The organism is Rhizobium brockwellii (assembly GCF_000769405.2).
GTDB classification, from domain to species: domain Bacteria; phylum Pseudomonadota; class Alphaproteobacteria; order Rhizobiales; family Rhizobiaceae; genus Rhizobium; species Rhizobium brockwellii.
Genome location: NZ_CP053439.1, coordinates 3,757,707 through 3,774,212, shown reverse-complemented (window position 1 = coordinate 3,774,212; position 16,506 = coordinate 3,757,707). Strand labels below are relative to the sequence as shown.

The 16,506-nt window shown below is 62.5% G+C and carries 13 protein-coding genes; 7 read left to right on the top strand and 6 right to left on the bottom strand.

The genetic code is table 11. The annotated features are described in order from the left end of the window. The first annotated feature begins 90 nt into the window (after positions 1 to 90). The gene (locus tag RLCC275e_RS18590) at positions 91 to 2,262 is read left to right on the top strand and encodes a CHASE2 domain-containing protein (RefSeq protein WP_033179650.1); all 2,172 of its coding nucleotides are present in this window, start codon (positions 91 to 93) and stop codon (positions 2,260 to 2,262) included. Between the two features lie 5 nt (positions 2,263 to 2,267). On the opposite strand, the gene RLCC275e_RS18585 is transcribed toward RLCC275e_RS18590, so the two are convergent. Next, positions 2,268 to 3,335 carry a FecR family protein gene (locus RLCC275e_RS18585; RefSeq protein ID WP_033179651.1) on the bottom strand — a complete coding sequence of 356 codons (1,068 nt, stop codon included), beginning with the start codon at positions 3,333 to 3,335 and terminating at the stop codon, positions 2,268 to 2,270. A gap of 254 nt (positions 3,336 to 3,589) precedes the next feature. Between RLCC275e_RS18585 and RLCC275e_RS18580 the strand changes: the two genes are divergently transcribed. The 6 genes from RLCC275e_RS18580 to RLCC275e_RS18555 are packed head-to-tail and all read left to right on the top strand — an operon-like array spanning position 3,590 to position 9,572. After that, positions 3,590 to 4,843 carry a sarcosine oxidase subunit beta family protein gene (locus RLCC275e_RS18580; RefSeq protein WP_003552814.1) on the top strand — a complete coding sequence of 418 codons (1,254 nt, stop codon included), beginning with the start codon at positions 3,590 to 3,592 and terminating at the stop codon, positions 4,841 to 4,843. After that, positions 4,843 to 5,244 carry a hypothetical protein gene (locus RLCC275e_RS18575; RefSeq protein ID WP_003552812.1) on the top strand — a complete coding sequence of 134 codons (402 nt, stop codon included), beginning with the start codon at positions 4,843 to 4,845 and terminating at the stop codon, positions 5,242 to 5,244. Before RLCC275e_RS18580 ends, RLCC275e_RS18575 begins: the two co-directional genes overlap by 1 nt. A gap of 12 nt (positions 5,245 to 5,256) precedes the next feature. Next, positions 5,257 to 5,598 (top strand): sarcosine oxidase subunit delta, encoded by a 342-nt coding sequence (locus RLCC275e_RS18570; RefSeq protein WP_003552810.1) that lies wholly within the window; start codon positions 5,257 to 5,259, stop codon positions 5,596 to 5,598. Then, complete coding sequence (locus RLCC275e_RS18565; protein ID WP_033179652.1) at positions 5,595 to 8,588, top strand: sarcosine oxidase subunit alpha; 2,994 nt, start codon at positions 5,595 to 5,597, stop codon at positions 8,586 to 8,588. The genes RLCC275e_RS18570 and RLCC275e_RS18565 overlap by 4 nt, the downstream gene beginning before the upstream one ends. Then, a complete protein-coding gene (locus RLCC275e_RS18560; protein WP_033179653.1) occupies positions 8,581 to 9,129 on the top strand; it encodes a sarcosine oxidase subunit gamma in 549 nt (182 codons plus the stop codon). Before RLCC275e_RS18565 ends, RLCC275e_RS18560 begins: the two co-directional genes overlap by 8 nt. Positions 9,130 to 9,173: 44 nt before the next feature. Next, entirely contained in the window at positions 9,174 to 9,572 is a 399-nt protein-coding gene (locus RLCC275e_RS18555; protein ID WP_033179654.1) for a VOC family protein, read from the top strand. Between the two features lie 15 nt (positions 9,573 to 9,587). On the opposite strand, the gene RLCC275e_RS18550 is transcribed toward RLCC275e_RS18555, so the two are convergent. From RLCC275e_RS18550 to glgC, 5 genes are all read right to left on the bottom strand, one after another. Continuing rightward, positions 9,588 to 10,076: a MaoC family dehydratase gene (locus tag RLCC275e_RS18550; RefSeq protein ID WP_033179655.1), complete on the bottom strand. Its 489-nt coding sequence runs from the start codon at positions 10,074 to 10,076 to the stop codon at positions 9,588 to 9,590. Between the two features lie 90 nt (positions 10,077 to 10,166). Then, positions 10,167 to 12,143, bottom strand: coding sequence for a glycogen debranching protein GlgX (gene glgX / locus RLCC275e_RS18545; protein WP_033179656.1), 1,977 nt, complete (start codon positions 12,141 to 12,143; stop codon positions 10,167 to 10,169). 12 nt (positions 12,144 to 12,155) lie between these two features. After that, positions 12,156 to 13,787 carry an alpha-D-glucose phosphate-specific phosphoglucomutase gene (locus RLCC275e_RS18540; RefSeq protein WP_033179657.1) on the bottom strand — a complete coding sequence of 544 codons (1,632 nt, stop codon included), beginning with the start codon at positions 13,785 to 13,787 and terminating at the stop codon, positions 12,156 to 12,158. A 6-nt stretch (positions 13,788 to 13,793) separates the two neighbouring features. After that, positions 13,794 to 15,236 (bottom strand): glycogen synthase GlgA, encoded by a 1,443-nt coding sequence (glgA, locus tag RLCC275e_RS18535; RefSeq protein ID WP_033179658.1) that lies wholly within the window; start codon positions 15,234 to 15,236, stop codon positions 13,794 to 13,796. Between the two features lie 3 nt (positions 15,237 to 15,239). After that, the gene (glgC, locus tag RLCC275e_RS18530; protein ID WP_017995188.1) at positions 15,240 to 16,502 is read right to left on the bottom strand and encodes a glucose-1-phosphate adenylyltransferase; all 1,263 of its coding nucleotides are present in this window, start codon (positions 16,500 to 16,502) and stop codon (positions 15,240 to 15,242) included. Positions 16,503 to 16,506: the final 4 nt, after the last annotated feature.

Genomic DNA, 16,506 nt, shown 5'->3' with positions numbered 1-16,506 from the left:
GAATGGCGTTTGGGAGCAAAGCGGCGTAGCCTGTCTGCCGGCAGGTGCGGGTCGCCCTGCCGGCCGTGGGAGGGCACACCCGGTGAGATCATGACGCGCGCGCAGCAAATCGGTGTCGTTCTCGGCCTGGCGATCGTGACTGCGCTGACGATCCTTCGAGCAAGTGATCCCGGGATCTTCAAGTTGATCCGCGGCGTGACCTTCGACGAGTATCAGCGGTTGGTTCCCAGGACCTTCGAGCCGATGCCGGTGCGCGTGATCGACATCGACGAGGCCTCGTTGCACGAATTCGGCCAATGGCCTTGGCCGCGCGACCGGATGGCCTTGCTGGTGAACCGGCTTTCGGAGATGGGCGCATCGGCCATCGCCTTCGATATTCTTTTCGCCGAGCCGGACCGGCTGTCACCGCGCAATGTTGTCCGCGACGTCGCGGGGATAGACCCTTCGCTTGCAGAGAAACTGCCTGATAACGACGAGATATTCGCTCGATCGACTGTCGAAAAACCCGTCGTGCTCGGCTTCGGCCTTTCCAATGAAGGCCACTACCGGCCGCCGGTGAAGGCGGGCTTTGCCTTCACCGGCGAAAGCCCTATCTCGGCTCCGCCCTATCTCGGCGCCTCGACGCCGCTCAGACCGCAATTGGAGGCCAATGCGGCTGGGCTCGGCCATATCAGCCTCAACCCCGGCAATCCCTCGCCGGTGGTGCGGGCGGTGCCGCTGTTCCTGACCGACGGCGAGCAGCTCTATCCGAATCTCGCGATCGAGGCGCTGCGTGTCGCACAGGGGGCATCGACCTATGTGCTATCAGGCGCGCCCGATCGCGCCGGTATCATGACATCGGTAAAGATCGGGGATTTCGTCGTGCCGCTGACGGCGGCAGGCGAGCTTTGGCTCTATGTCACTCCCGACCGGGCGGAGCGTTATATATCCGCCCGGCAGGTGCTTGCGGCCGAAGGGGTCTCTCCAGATGTCGCCGCCGCCATCGACGGTAGCATCGTCTTCGTCGGCACATCGGCGGCCGGCCTGCAGGACATCCGCGTCACCGCGCTTGGTGAGAACGTTCCCGGCGTTTCGCTGCATGCGCAGGCTGTCGAGCAGATCCTCTCCGGCCATTTCCTGTCGCGGCCCGACTGGGCGGACGGGCTGGAAATCCTGACGATCGCGGTGGTCGGATGCCTGCTCGTCGTGGTGACGACCTTCGTCAGCCCGGCCGTCGCGCTGGTCTGCGGCCTGCTGATCACGGCGATGGCGCTGGTGGCGTCCTGGCTGTCGTTTCTTTACGCGGGGCTTCTCTTCGATCCGCTGGCTCCGATCGTCAGCGGATCGATCATCCATTTTGCCGCCACCTCGTTCCGGATCCTGGTGATCGACCGGGAGCGGCGCGCGGTGCGGCGCGCCTTCGGGCATTATCTTTCTCCATCGCTGCTCCACCGCATCGAGAATACCCCCGACGCTTTGCGCCTTGGCGGCGACGATCGCGAACTGACGGTGATGTTTGTCGACGTCAGGAGCTTTACAGAGATCAGCGAGCGGCTGGCGCCGGCGGATGTCGTCGCGTTCCTGAACACGTTGCTCGATGCGCTGAGCCGCCATGTGGTGGCCAATGAAGGCACGCTCGACAAGTTCATCGGCGATTCGATCATGGCGTTCTGGAATGCGCCCATCGATGTGGCCGATCATGAAACCAAGGCCGTTCGCGCAGCACTTGCCATGCGCGAAACGCTGGCCGAATTGAACGCCGGCGACGCCTTCGGCTTCGGGCCAGGACAGGAGGTCGGGATCGGCATCGGCATCCATACCGGCCTTGCCTGCGTCGGCAATATGGGCGCCAAGACGCGCTTCAACTATTCGGCGGTTGGTGATGCCGTCAACGTCGCGGCGCGGCTGGAATCATGCTGCAAAGAGGTCGGCTTCGATATTCTGATATCCGACAGCACGGCAAGGTCGGTGCGGGGAATGGCGCTGATCGAGGCCGGTGCCATCCCGCTCAAGGGCAAAAGCAGCCGAACGCAGATCCTCGCCGTCGTCGGCGACGAGCGCGTTGCAGCATCTGCCGAGTTTGCAGCACTTGTTGTCGTTCACCAGCAACTGATGCAGGCCCTGCTTTCGCATTCAAAGAACACCCGCAAGCTTCTCGGCACGGCAAAGCTCCGGGCGGTGCAGGTGATCGGCGGTTTGGCGGAATTCTATCAGCGGATCTCCGGCAGGACCGATCATTTTCGCGAAGTGCCTGATCGCTTCGAGAAGAGCGCGGCTGACTGAAGGCGTCAGCGGTTACGGTTGAAACTCCGGCCCTTGTCATGGTTGCGATCCCTGTCGTGATCTCGATCACGATCCTTATCGTGATCACGATCTCCGCCATGGTCGCGGTCGTGTCCTCGATGATCCCGGTCATTCCCGTGATTCTGGCTGTGATTTCCCGGCCTATCATGACTGTCATGCCGGCCATGTCCGTCCGGCTTGTCATGCCCATCATGCTTGTCGGGCCTATCCGGCCTGTCGTGATGCGGCCTATCATGGTGCGGTTTGTCGTGATGCGGCTTATCGGGCTTGTTTGGCCGCTCCTTTTGTGGCTCGGCCTGTTTCTGCGGCGGATCTTGTTTCTGTGGATCGGGCGAAGCCGGAGGCGGCGGCCGGTTTCTGTCCCTTCTTTCCGGCGCGGCTGACGCCATATTGCAGCCGCCGAGCATGCCGATGCCGCCCGCAAGTCGCTGATTGCCGGAGAGGAAGGGTAGGGCGCGCTGATTTCCGAGCGTCGCGAGGATGCTGGGATCGACCCGGCGTGCCGCCGACATATCGCCGTTCGGTTTGGCGACGACGCAATCGCAGCGCTGCTGCAACTGCCGGCAGCCGCCCGGGCCGCAGAAACGGGCAGCGCCATTCAGCAGCACGACGGCGGTCGTGCCATCCGGGCCGACGTAGAAATCGAAAGCGGTGCCGCGCACGCCAATCGTGCCGGCCGGAGTCAGGATCTGGTAGGCCGAGGAGTTGGAATTGCCGCTGACCCAGCGGAATGTACCCTTTGCCGCCCTGATGGTGAGTTTCTTGACCGATTGGGAATCATCGAAGACATATTTGTCGATCACGACCGACGAACCCCAGCCGACCGCGAGCTTCGTGCCGTCACGAAACACGAATTGGCCAAGCCCCGACGGTGATGTCTTGATGCGCTCGTTGCGATGGACGCTGGTGTCGACCTCGATCGGCCCGCTCTGTCCCGTCACCTGCGTCTTGATGACGACAGCCTGGCCAACCGGCTCGGCGGCGATCACCGGCCATGCGCCACTTAACGCGATGCAAAGCGTCGCGACTGATACTGAGCGCCAACCCCACATGATACACGTACCCCGGAACACTGGGTTAATTAACATTTTAGTAATTGCTTGTCTTCTCACCCTCTTGGGTTAGGTCGCCGGCCGACGGTTAAGCGGAAATGCCGTGGCTTGCGTCTTCCGCCTGAAGCGGCATTCTCTTCGGCGTGTCGAAACCAAAGCTCTCGCGCGTCGCAAAAGAACCGTTGTGCCGCATTTGGATTTGCGATTTGTATGAGCGCGGAGAACAAGCCCTTTCCCGAAGGAGAAGAAGGCGGATGCGGAAATATTCGGTTTTTGCCGTGGCACGGGAGGCCCTTCGTGGCCACAAGGGTTGGGAGAAGCAGTGGACTTCGCCTGAGCCACGCGCCGAATACGACGTCGTCATCATCGGTGCCGGCGGCCACGGGTTGGGTGCTGCCTACTATCTCGCCAAGGAGCACGGCATCACCAATGTGGCGGTGATCGAGAAGGGCTGGCTCGGCGGCGGCAATACCGGGCGCAATACCACCATCATCCGCTCGAACTATCTCTACGAAGAGAGCATGCACATTTACGAGCATTCGATGAAGCTCTGGGAAGGGCTTTCCCAGGAGCTCAACTACAATGTGATGTATTCGCCGCGCGGCGTGATGATGCTTTCGCACAATATTCACGACCAGCAGTCCTTCAAGCGGCATATCCATGCCAACCGTCTCTACGGCATCGACAATGAATGGCTGACGCCGGAGCAGGCGAAGGCCTATTGTCCGCCGCTCGATATCTCGGCCAGCGCGCGCTACCCGATCAACGGGGCAGCACTGCAGCGGCGTGGCGGTACGGCCAGGCACGACGCGGTCGCCTGGGGTTATGCGCGGGCGGCCTCAGACCGCGGGGTGCACATCATCCAGAATTGTGAAGTGACCGGCATCCGGCGCGGTCCGGACGGACGGGTGACCGGGGTCGAGACCTCGCGCGGCTTCATCGGCGCCAGAAAGATCGCCGTCTCGGCGGCCGGCCATACGACAACAGTCATGCAGATGGCTGGTGTGCGCGTGCCGCTGCAATCGAGCCCTTTGCAGGCGCTGGTCTCCGAGCCGCTGAAGCCGATCTTTCCCTGCGTCGTCATGTCGAACACGGTGCATGCCTATATCTCCCAGTCCGACAAGGGAGAGCTCGTCATCGGCGCCGGCACCGACCAGTATAATTCCTATTCCCAGACCGGCGGGCTGCAGATCATCACGCACACGCTCGACGCTATCTGCGAGCTCTTCCCGATGTTCCGGCGCGTCAAGATGATGCGGCAATGGGGCGGCATCGTCGACAATACGCCGGATCGTTCGGCGATCCAGTCGAAGACGCCGGTTCCCGGGCTTTACGTCAATTGCGGCTGGGGCACCGGCGGCTTCAAGGCGACGCCGGGCTCGGCCAATCTCTTCGCGCATCTGATTGCCCGCGACGAGCCGCACAAGTTCAATGCCGGCTTGACGCTGGAGCGTTTCCGCAGTGGCCGGCTGATCGACGAAGCGGCGGCGGCGGCGGTGGCGCACTGATGTGGACGGCGGCCCTCCTTGCAATCGGCATCGACGGCGCGGCCATGCCGGCCGGTGACGTCTTTCCTGGCGTCGGGGATTTCCGCCTGCAGAAGATCCACAGGGTTGCCGGCGAAAGCGAGTGGCCCTTCGTCGCCGAGAGCGGCACGCTGCTTTGCGCGATGATCCTGCGCAAACCAGCCGTTTATTTCGTGCCTGAGGTCGGCGGAACGCCGGGACGTGCCTTTGTGATCGACAACGATATCGCCAAGATGGCTTTTGCGAATATCGGCATGACCGATGTGCTGGAGCCCTATGACAATTTCGAACAGCTTCTCAAGCGCCTCATTCCCTACGTGACGATGGGAAAGCGTCTCTGCAATCAACCTCCGGGAACCAATGTTTCCGGGTCGGAACTCTAAGACGGGTAACACATGCTGCTGATCTATTGCCCCTACTGTCAGGAAGAGCGCTCCGAGCTCGAATTCCGTGGCGCGGGTGACGCGCATATCGCGCGGCCCGCGGACATCGCCTCGATCTCGGACGAGGAATTCGAGTCTTATTTCTTTATCCGCGAAAATCCGAAGGGGCTGATCTTCGAACGCTGGCGGCACATTCACGGCTGCGGGCGCTTCTTCAATGCGGCGCGCGATACGGTGACCGACAAGTTCATCGTGACCTACAAGGCGGGTGAACCAAAGCCTGAGATCGGTGCGGCGGCCCAGCAGCATGGGCCTGTCGAGACATATGAAGCCGTGGAAGGAGAGGCGCAATGAGCGGCGTGAACCGTATCGCCGGCAAGGGGCGCCTGACACCGGCCAGAACCGCGCGCTTCAGCTTCGACGGCAAGAGCTATACGGCGCTCGAAGGTGATACTGTCGCCTCGGCGCTGATCGCCAACGGCGTGCATCTTCTCGGACGTTCGTTCAAATATCACCGAGCCCGCGGTATTCTGTCCGCAGGGGCCGAGGAGCCGAACGCACTGATCGACGTTTCCCGCGATACGGCGCGCAAGCAGCCGAACGTGCGCGCCACCGTGCAGGAAGTCTTCGACGGCATGATCGTCAACTCGCAGAACCGCTGGCCCTCGCTCGCCTTCGACGTCGGTGCGGTCAACAACCTGATGTCGCCGTTCTTCGCCGCCGGTTTCTACTACAAGACCTTCATGTGGCCGCGCGCCGCCTGGAAACACGTCTACGAACCGCTCATCCGTCGTGCCGCCGGCCTCGGCGTCGCACCGACGGAGGAGGATCCGGACCACTATGCCAGCCGCTATGCTCATTGCGATGTGCTGGTTGTCGGCGCCGGTGTTGCCGGGCTTTCGGCGGCGCTGGCTGCGGCCGAGACTGGCGCGCGGGTGATCCTTTGCGACGAGCAGGCGGAAGCGGGCGGCGCGTTGCGCTACGATGCCGGGGTAAGGATCGACGGACAGGACGGCAATAGCTGGGCACAGAAGGCCGTGGCGCGGCTGAAGGCGATGGACAATGTCGAAGTGCTGGTCCGCACGACCGCCTTCGGCTACTACAACCACAATTTCGTCGGTCTTGCCGAGCGCGTCACCGATCATATCGCCAAGCCTTCCCGCGATCTGCCGCGCGAGCGGTTGTGGCAGGTCCGGGCGAAGCGGGTGATCCTCGCCACCGGCGCGATCGAACGGCACATGGTATTTCCGAACAACGACCGGCCGGGCATCATGCTCGCCTCGGCGGGGCGGATGTATCTCAATCATTACGGCGTTGCAGTCGGGACCAAGATCGGCATCTACACGGCGCATGATTCGGCCTATGAGGCGGCCTTCGATCTGAAACGATCTGGTGTTTCGATCGCCGCCATCGTCGATTGCAGGCAGACGCCGGGAGCGGCGGTGCTGGAGGAGGCGCGGGCGCTCGGCATCGATGTCCTGGCTGGCCAGTCGGTCGTCAATACGTCGGGGCGCCTGCGCATCTCGTCGATGACGGTGGCGCGCAACGGCGGCGGTTCGCCGCGCAAGGTCGCGGTCGATGCGCTCTTGGTTTCGGCCGGCTGGACGCCGTCCGTCCATCTGTTCTCGCAGTCGCGCGGCAAAGTGGCCTTCGATGCCGAAAGCCAGCGCTTCCTGCCCGGCTCCTATGCGCAGGACTGCCTCTCGGTCGGCGCCTGCAACGGCACCGACGACCTGCAGCGCACGATCGAGGAGTCGCTTGCCGCCGGCGAGTTGATGGCGCAGGCCACCGGCAGAAGCAGCGGTGAGAAGATCGCAATTTCGGCCGAGCAAGCCTATGACTGGACGGGCGGCATGATCGGTGCTGCCGAAGGTGCCGGGCCCAAGACCAACGCCAAGGCCTTCATCGATTTCCAGCATGACGTCTGCGCCAAGGATATCCGCCTTGCCGTGCGCGAGGGCATGCATTCGATAGAGCATATCAAGCGCTTCACGACCAACGGCATGGCCTCGGACCAGGGCAAGCTCTCCAACATGCATGGCCTGGCGATTGCCGCCGAAATGCTCGGCAAGGAAATCCCGCAGGTCGGGCTCACCACTTTCCGTGCGCCCTATACGCCGGTCACCTATGGTACGCTGATCGGCCATTCGCGCGGAGAGCTGTTCGATCCGACACGCAAGACGCCGCTGCACGCCTGGGAGGAAGCCCATGGCGCGGTCTTCGAGGATGTCGGCAACTGGAAGCGTGCCTGGTTCTATCCGCAGGCCGGCGAGACCATGCATCAGGCGGTGGCTCGCGAATGCCGGACGGCACGCGAGGCGGCCGGTATCTTCGACGCCTCGACGCTCGGCAAGATCGAGGTGGTGGGGCCGGATGCGGCGGAATTTCTCAACCTCATCTACACCAATGCCTGGGACACGCTGAAGCCCGGCAAGGCCCGCTACGGTATCATGACCCGCGAGGACGGTTTCGTTTATGACGACGGCGTTGTCGGACGCCTGGCGGACGACCGTTTCCATGTGACGACGACGACCGGCGGCGCGCCGCGTGTTCTTCATCACATGGAAGATTACCTGCAGACGGAATTCCCGCATCTGAAGGTATGGCTGACCTCGGTGACCGAACAATGGGCTGTCATCGCCGTGCAGGGGCCGAAGGCGCGCGAGATCGTCGCGCCGCTGGTCGAAGGGCTGGATCTTTCGAACGAGGCCTTCCCGCATATGAGTGTTGCCGAGTGCACGGTCTGCGGCGTGCCGGCCCGGCTCTTCCGCGTCTCTTTCACCGGCGAAACCGGCTTCGAAATCAACGTGCCGGCCGACTACGGCCAGTCGGTGCTCGAAGCGGTCTGGGACAATGCCGAACCGCTTGGCGCCTGCGTCTATGGCACGGAGACGATGCACGTTCTTCGCGCCGAGAAGGGCTACATCATCGTCGGGCAGGATACCGATGGGACGGTTACCCCCGATGACGCCGGACTTTCCTGGGCGGTTTCGAAGAAAAAGACGGATTTCGTCGGCATTCGCGGGTTGAAGCGGCCGGATCTCGTCAAGGACGGGCGCAAACAGCTCGTCGGCCTCGTCACCAAGGACCCGAAGCTGGTGCTCGAAGAAGGCGCGCAGATCGTCGCGAGCCCGAACGAGCCGAAGCCGATGACCATGCTTGGCCACGTCACATCAGCCTATTGGTCGGAAAGTTGCGGCAGGTCGATCGCCTTTGCGCTCGTCGCCGGCGGCCGGGGGCGGATGGGCGAAACGCTCTATGTGCCGATGCCGGACCGGACGATCGCCGTCGAAGTGACGGATCTGGTATTCTTTGACAAGGAAGGGGGCCGCATCCATGGCTGATCTCGCAATTCGCAGACCGGCGCTTGCCGGACGTCTCGGCGGCTCTGCAGCGGTGCGGCTGACGACCGCACCCACGGCCAGCCGGGTGGCGCTGCGCGCGCCGGCAGAATCGCTCTCGGCACTTTCTTCTGCTCTCGGCCTGACGCTGCCGGATGCGCCGAAGACATCCGGCCGGGCCGGCGCCCGATCGGCGCTCTGGATTGGCCCGGACGAGTGGCTGGTGATCGACGAGGCCGGCGCCGATCTGATGGCAGCATTTTCCGCCGCCGGCACGCTGCATTCGGCGACCGACGTTTCCCACCGAAATGTCGCGATCATCGTCTCGGGACCGGGTGCCGAGGCGACGCTTTCGGCCGGCTGCCCGCAGGATCTGTCGCTTTCTTCCTTTCCGGTCGGCGCCGCATCGCGCACGGTCTTCGGCAAGGCGGAAATCGTGCTCATCCGGACGGAAGAAGACACGTTCCGTGTGGAGTGCTGGCGGTCGTTTTCGGATTATGTCTTCGGGCTGCTGAACGAGGCCGCTGAAGACGCGGGGCACTGAGTCTCAGCAAGTCGCGGGCGGGCGCTCATTCAAGGGGTAAGTGAATGCTGCACCATGCCTCCCTTGGTGTTTCTGATATCGAGCGGTCGGCGGCATTTTACGATGCTGCCCTTGCCGCGCTCGGTTATATCAGGGTCTGGGACGATATCAGGCCGGGGCAAACAGGGCAGGCAATCGGCTACGGCCTTCCCGGCGGCGGGGACAAGCTGGCGATCAAGCATCGCCCGGACGGCCAGCGTGCGCCCGGCCCGGGTTTTCATCTGGCGTTTGCCGCGCCGAACCGCCAGGCAGTCGATCAGTTTTATGCGGCGGCAATCGCGCAAGGCGGCGGTGACAATGGCCGGCCCGGCCTGCGGTCCCATTACGGTGAGCACTATTACGCGGCGTTCGTCATGGATCCCGACGGACACGCTCTCGAAGCGGTGTTCAACTCGGCCGAGTAGCAAAAGCCGTTTTGCTCAGACGTCCTCGGGACGGTCCTTCGGGTCGAATTGGATGATGGTGATCCATTTTGCCGTCAGCGCCGGCTTCCTCTCGTTTTCGATCTCGATCGTAACGTCATAGGTGGTCATCAGCATGCCGGCGCCGCGGAAGCGGGCTTCGGAAAGCAGGAAGCGACCGCGGACGCGGGCGCCGCTTTTCACCGGCGTCATGAAACGGACGCGATCGAAGCCGTAATTGATGCCAAGAGTCTGCTCGCGCACTTTCGGCAGGCAGTTGTAGTTCATCGTCGACAGCAAAGACAGGGTCAGGAAGCCATGGGCGATGGTGCCGCCGAAGGGGCTTTCGGCCGCCGCGCGCTCAGGATCGACATGAATGAACTGATGGTCGTCGGTCGCCGACGCGAAGGCGTCGATCATCGTCTGGTCGACGGTGACCCAATCCGAAAGGCCCGTTTCCATGCCGATCAATCCCCGCACGTCGGAGAGTGAAATTTCCGTGACCATGAATTCCTCGTGAAATAAGCCGCCGCGGCAAAGCCTTATCGTGCATTTGTGACGATTGCGACAAGGATTTGCGTGCGGGACGGGAGGCGGTCAATTTTCTACGAAAAAGGCGATAGAGCGCGGCTCTACGGTTGCGCGGCCACCGGTCTTCTTCGCTCCATCCGGCGTCAACTGGCGCCAGGCCGATTCGCTTTTGGAAGGAAGCGTGAAAAACTGGCGGCTCCCCGAGCGGTTGAAAAGCACGCCAAGCCGGGTCTGCCTGCCGCGCGCGGAGCGATCACCGGTCGATAGCAATATGCCGAGGGTGGAAAGCGACGGCGTCTCCCATTCGGCAACGGTCATCGGCTCCCCGGAAAGAGAAATCCATTCGACATCACCATTTCCTGCCAGGAAGCCCATTTCGGAAAAGACGGTGAAGCGGCGGCGCAGCCCCGCAACGAAGGCGGTGTGGGCGATGAGATCCCCGTCCAACGCCTTCCAGTCCAGCCAGGTGATCTCGTTGTCCTGGCAAAAAGCGTTGTTGTTGCCGTGCTGGCTGCGGCCACCCTCATCGCCCGCCGTCAGCATGATGCTGCCGCGGGTGGCAAAGAGCGTTGATATCAGCGCCATCACATCGTCCCGGCGACGCTTGCGGATCGTCGGATAAACGGTCTCGCCTTCGACGCCATTGTTCCAGGAATGGTTCTCGTTATGGCCGTCGCGATTGTGCTCGCCGTTGGCGTCGTTGTGCTTTCCGGCATAGGAGACGAGATCGATCAACGTGAAGCCGTCATGGGCGGCGAGGAAATTGACGCTGCGCGTTTCCTTGCCGTTGTTGCGGGAGAAGATGTCGGAGGAGCCGGCGACTGCGGTTGCCAGCGCGCCGGTCTTCCAATCGTCGCCGCGCCAGTAGCAGCGCAGGTCGTCGCGAACCCGGTCGTTCCATTCAAGGAAGGGCGGTGGGAAATTGCCGAGCTGATAACCGCCAGGGCCGATATCCCAGGGTTCGGCGATCATGATCCGGTCGGCAAGCACATCGTCGGAGAGGATCGCGGCCAGTGTTCCGTCGCGTTCGAAACCTGTCGCGGTGCGGCCGAGCACCGGGGCGAGATCGAAGCGAAAACCGTCGACGCCGGCGTTGAGCACGAAATGGCGCAGGCTGTCGACGACGAGGCGGCGGACCTCGGGATGATCGCAGGCGAGCGTGTTGCCGGTGCCTGTGTCGTTGACGAGTTCGCCCGGGCAATTCTGGACGTGGCGATAATAATGCAGGTTGTCGAGGCCGCGCAGCGACAGCGTCGCGCCGTAACGGTCGCTCTCGCCGGTATGGTTGAAGACGAGGTCGAGGATGACGGCGATGCCTTCGGCATGGAGGGCAGCAACCGTCTCGCGCAGCTCGGTCATGCCGCCGGGGACGAGCCGGGGATCAAGCGCCATGAAGGCGACGGGATTGTAGCCCCAGCCGTTGGTGAGGCCGAGCGGCGGCAGGTGGCGTTCGTCGATCCAGGCAGTGATCGGCATCAGTTCGACGGCATCGACACCGATCCGCTTCAAATGCGCGACGACGGAGGGATGCGCAAGCGCTGCGACCGTGCCGCGCTGGGCTTGCGGCACGTCGGGATGGAGAATGGTGAAGGGCCGTACCGCCACCTCATATATAAAGCCACCCGGTTTGAAGAGCGGCTTGCTGATCGCGGCTGGGCTATCGGTGGTGACAATCGCCTTCGGCATCAGATCCTGGCTGTCCTCGCCATAGATGCCGAGGCGGGGATCGTAGCGAAACGGCCTATCGATCTCCTTGGCGTAGGGGTCGATCAGCAGTTTGGAAGGATCGAACCAGAGGCCGTTATCGGGCGCGTAGATACCGTCGGCGCGATAGCCGTAGCGCGCGCCCGCCTTCAATCCGTCGACAAACAGACGATGGATGTGGTTGCTGTCGCGCGCCATCGGCAGGCGCGCGAATTCCCTGTTGCCGTCATCCTCAAAGAGGCAGAGTTCGATCTGTGCGGCATGATGCGACCACACGGCAAATTCGACGCCGGTCTCGAAGACGATCGCGCCGGCTTGCGCCGAACTGTTCCCCCGCATGTTCCCCCCGGATCAGGTGACCACGGTTGGCGCATCGCGTCCCGTGCGTTCACGAATGCTGGCTATGCTTTCGGCGGCGGCGATCAGATCGGCGAGCGCTTCCTGCGTTTCGATGTTGTGACGAGTCGAATCCGGCTCGTAGCGCTCGATATAGACACGCAAGGTTGCGCCAGACGTGCCGGTGCCAGACAGGCGGAAGACGACGCGGGAGCCGCCCTCGAAGAGTACACGGATACCTTGATGCTCGCTCACCGATTTGTCGATCGGATCGTGATAGGCGAAGTCGTCGGCCTTCTCGACCTTCAGGTTGCCGAAGCTCTTGCCGGGCAGCGTGGGAAGCTGGCTGCGCAGATTGTCCACCAAGCCGTTCGCCGCATCGGTGTCGAGGCCTTCATAATCATGGCGAGAATAATAGTTGCGGCCGTAGGTCTGCCAATGCTGGGTGACGATATCGGCGACGCTCTCGCCGCGCACGGCAAGAATGTTCAGCCATAGCAGCACGGCCCAGAGGCCATCCTTTTCGCGAACGTGACTGGAGCCGGTGCCGGAGCTTTCCTCACCGCAGATCGTCGCCATGCCGGCGTCGAGCAGGTTGCCGAAGAACTTCCAGCCGGTCGGCGTTTCATACATGCCGATGCCGCGTTTTTCGGCGACGCGGTCGGCAGCACCCGATGTCGGCATCGAACGGGCGATGCCGGCAAGGCCGCCGGAATAGCCGGGGGCGAGATTGGCGTTGGCGGCAAGGATCGCCAGGCTATCGGAGGGCGTGACGAAGATGCCGCGGCCGATGATCAGGTTGCGGTCGCCGTCGCCGTCGGAAGCGGCGCCGAAATCGGGCGCGTCATCGCCCATCATTTCATCGAAGAGTTCCTTGCAGTGCACCGGGTTCGGGTCCGGATGATGGCCGCCGAAATCCGGCAGCGGCATGAAGTTGCGCACCGAGCCCGAGGGGGCGCCGAGACGATTCTCGAAGATTTCCTTGGCATAGGGACCGGTGACGGCGCTCATCCCATCGAAGGCGATGCGGAAGCCGAGGCTGATCAGATTGCGGATGGCGCCGAAATCGAACAGCTCTTCCATCAGCGCGGCATAGTCCTCGACCGGATCGATGACCGAGAGGATCGTGCCGCCGGGAAGCTCGTCCTTGCCGATGCGGTCGAGATTGACGTCGGCGAAATCGGCGATCTTGTAGCTGTCGATCGTCTTGGAGCGCGCATAGATCGCGTCGGTGATCTTTTCCGGCGCCGGGCCGCCATTGTTGATGTTGTACTTGATGCCGAAGTCTTCGGTCGGGCCGCCGGGATTGTGGCTGGCGGAGAGAATGATGCCGCCGAAAGCCTTGTATTTGCGGATGATGTGGGACGCGGCCGGCGTCGACAGGATACCGCCCTTGCCGACCATGACCTTGCCGAAGCCATTGGCCGCGGCCATCTTGACCGCCTTCTGAATGACCTCGCGATTGTAGTAGCGTCCATCGCCGCCGATGACGAGGCATTTGCCCTGATAGCCTTCCAGCGAATCGAAGATCGACTGGATGAAGTTCTCCGCATAGTTCGGCTGCTGGAAGACCGGAACCTTCTTGCGCAGGCCCGACGTGCCGGGTTTCTGGTCCAGATAGGGCGTGGTGGAGACGGACTTGATCATTTTAGGTCACATGCCTTTCGAGACGAGGCTTGAATAGAGGGCAGCGTAGCGTTCGGCGCTCTTCTCCCAGGAGACATCCGATTTCATGCCCTGCTTTTGCAATTGGGTCCAGAGTTTTCGGTCCTGATAAAAATGCATCGCACGGCGGATTGCCTGTAGCATGCCTGTTTCTGTCACGGGGGCAAATTGTATGCCGGTTGCGACTTTCGCTGCAAGTGCGGCGTGATTGGCGTCGATCACAGTGTCATTCAACCCGCCGGTGCGGGCGACGATCGGCACGCAGCCGTAACGCAGGCCGTAAAGCTGGGTCAAGCCGCAGGGTTCGAAGCGCGAGGGGATGATGATCGCATCGCAGCCGGCCTGCATCAGGTGCGACATCGGCTCATTATAGCCTATCGAAACGCCGATGCGGCCGGGGTGGCGGCTGGCGGAGGCGAGCAGCGCGCCTTCAAGGGCGGCTTCGCCGGAGCCGAGCACAACGAGCTTGCCGCCCATGGCGACGATCTCGTCGGCGACGTTGGCGACGACATCCATGCCCTTCTGCCAGGTTAGACGGCTGATGACGCAGAAGATCGGGGCGTCGTCATTGTCGAGGTGGAAGAATTCGGCGATCGAGCGACGGTTCTCCTCGCGGTTCTTCAGCGTCGTCGGGCCATAGTGGGTGTGGACGACAGGATCGGTCGCCGGGTTCCATATATCGGTGTCGATGCCGTTGACGATGCCGTGCAGATCGTCGACGCGGCTGGCGATGACGCCCTCCAGCCCCATGCCGAATTCCGACGTCAGAATCTCATCGGCATAGGTCGGGCTGACTGTCGTGATCGCATGGGCGGTCTTCAGGCCGCCCTTGAGGAAGCCGATCGTGCCGTAATATTCGATGCTTTCGGTGGCGAAGGCATGGGCAGGCAGGCGCAGGCCGGGGAAGATCTCGGAACCGAACTGGCCCTGGAAGGCGATGTTGTGGATGGTCAGCACGCTCGGCAATTCCGGCGTCGGGTAGTAGCGCATATAGACCGACGTCAGCGCCGCCTGCCAGTCGTGGGTGTGGACGAGATCCGGCGGCCAGCCGGGCAGAAGGCCCGCGGCGATCTCGGAGGCGGCGAGCGACAGAGCGGCGAAACGACGCCAGTTGTCGGGATAGTCCTTGCCGAGCGGATCGAGATAGGGCCCGCCCGGTCTGTCGTAATAGGCCGGCGCATCGAGGATGAGCAGATCGAGGCCCTCGTGCTGGACCTCGAGTACGGTCGCCCGCTCACCGAGCAGGTCGGGGAATTCGAGCCTGACGACGGCGTCGCGAATGCCCTTCATGACGGCAGGATAGCCGGGTAGAAGGGTCTTGGTCTCGACCCCGAAGGCTTTCAGAGCAATCGGCAGGGCGCCGGACACATCGGCCAGACCCCCTGTCTTGATCAAAGGGAAGACTTCGGACGAAACCGAAAGAACTTTCATAAGTCAGATATCCAGCTTGTCGATCATCGGTTGCGTGATCAGGCAGATGCCGCTTTCCGTCCGCCGGAAGCGCTTGGCATCGAGTTCGGGATCCTCGCCGACGACCAGACCTTCCGGAATAACGACACCATGGTCGATCACCACATTCTTGAGCTGCGCGCGCCGTCCGACCTTCACGTTCGGCAGGACGACCGCTCCTTCCAACTTGGAGAAGGAGTTGGCCCTGACGCCGGTGAAGAGCAGGCTGTTGTTGAGCATGGCGCCCGAGATGATGCAATCGCCTGACACAACGGAGGAGGTGGCCGAGCCGCGGCGATCCTCGTCGTCATGGACGAATTTCGCCGGCGGGGTGATCTCGGCATAGGTCCAGATCGGCCAGGACTTGTCGTAGATATCGAGCTCCGGAACGATTGCCGTCAGGTCGATATTGGCCTGCCAATAGGCGTCGATCGTGCCGACGTCGCGCCAGTAGGGCTCGTGCTCGAAATCGGAACGGACGCAGGACTTGGCGAAGCGGTGGGCGACCGCCTTACCGTTCTTGACGATATAGGGGATGATGTCCTTGCCGAAGTCGCGGCTCGAGGTCGGATCGGCGGCGTCGCGGCGTAGCGCATCGAGCAGGAACTTGGTGTGGAAGACGTAGATGCCCATCGAGGCGAGGGCGAAATCTGGCTTGTCGGGAATGGGCGGCGGGTCGGCCGGTTTCTCGACGAAGGCGATGATCTCGTCCTTGTCGTTGACATGCATGACGCCGAAGCCGACCGCTTCCATGCGCGGCACTTCCAGGCAGCCGATGGTGACGTCGGCGCCGGAATCGACGTGCTGCTGCAGCATCCATTCATAGTCCATCTTATAGACGTGGTCGCCGGCGAGAATGACCATGTATTCGACACCGTAATCCTGGATGATGTCGATGTTCTGATAGACGGCGTCGGCCGTGCCTTCATACCATTGCGTCTCGGAAACGCGCTGGCTGGCCGGCAGAATATCAAAGCTCTCGTTACGCTCGGGGCGGAAGAAATTCCAGCCGCGCTGCATGTGGCGGATCAGCGAATGCGCCTTGTATTGCGTGGCGACGCCGATACGGCGAATGCCGGAATTCAGGGCATTCGACAGGGCGAAATCGATGATGCGGGCCTTGCCGCCGAAATAGACGGCCGGCTTGGCACGCCGGTCGGTGAGTTCCTTGAGACGGCTTCCCCTACCGCCCGCCAGAACATAAGCCATTGCATCGCGGGCAAGTGGCTGAACGCGCTTTTCTACCATTTTC

Coding starts and splice junctions, on each gene's coding strand:
- glgC (WP_017995188.1), bottom strand. CDS start 16,502: ATGGTAGAAAAGCGCGTTCAGCCACTTGCCCGCGATGCAATGGCTTAT.
- RLCC275e_RS18565 (WP_033179652.1), top strand. CDS start 5,595: ATGAGCGGCGTGAACCGTATCGCCGGCAAGGGGCGCCTGACACCGGCC.
- glgA (WP_033179658.1), bottom strand. CDS start 15,236: ATGAAAGTTCTTTCGGTTTCGTCCGAAGTCTTCCCTTTGATCAAGACA.
- RLCC275e_RS18575 (WP_003552812.1), top strand. CDS start 4,843: ATGTGGACGGCGGCCCTCCTTGCAATCGGCATCGACGGCGCGGCCATG.
- RLCC275e_RS18540 (WP_033179657.1), bottom strand. CDS start 13,787: ATGATCAAGTCCGTCTCCACCACGCCCTATCTGGACCAGAAACCCGGC.
- RLCC275e_RS18570 (WP_003552810.1), top strand. CDS start 5,257: ATGCTGCTGATCTATTGCCCCTACTGTCAGGAAGAGCGCTCCGAGCTC.
- RLCC275e_RS18590 (WP_033179650.1), top strand. CDS start 91: ATGACGCGCGCGCAGCAAATCGGTGTCGTTCTCGGCCTGGCGATCGTG.
- RLCC275e_RS18585 (WP_033179651.1), bottom strand. CDS start 3,335: ATGTGGGGTTGGCGCTCAGTATCAGTCGCGACGCTTTGCATCGCGTTA.
- RLCC275e_RS18580 (WP_003552814.1), top strand. CDS start 3,590: ATGCGGAAATATTCGGTTTTTGCCGTGGCACGGGAGGCCCTTCGTGGC.
- RLCC275e_RS18550 (WP_033179655.1), bottom strand. CDS start 10,076: ATGGTCACGGAAATTTCACTCTCCGACGTGCGGGGATTGATCGGCATG.
- RLCC275e_RS18555 (WP_033179654.1), top strand. CDS start 9,174: ATGCTGCACCATGCCTCCCTTGGTGTTTCTGATATCGAGCGGTCGGCG.
- RLCC275e_RS18560 (WP_033179653.1), top strand. CDS start 8,581: ATGGCTGATCTCGCAATTCGCAGACCGGCGCTTGCCGGACGTCTCGGC.
- glgX (WP_033179656.1), bottom strand. CDS start 12,143: ATGCGGGGGAACAGTTCGGCGCAAGCCGGCGCGATCGTCTTCGAGACC.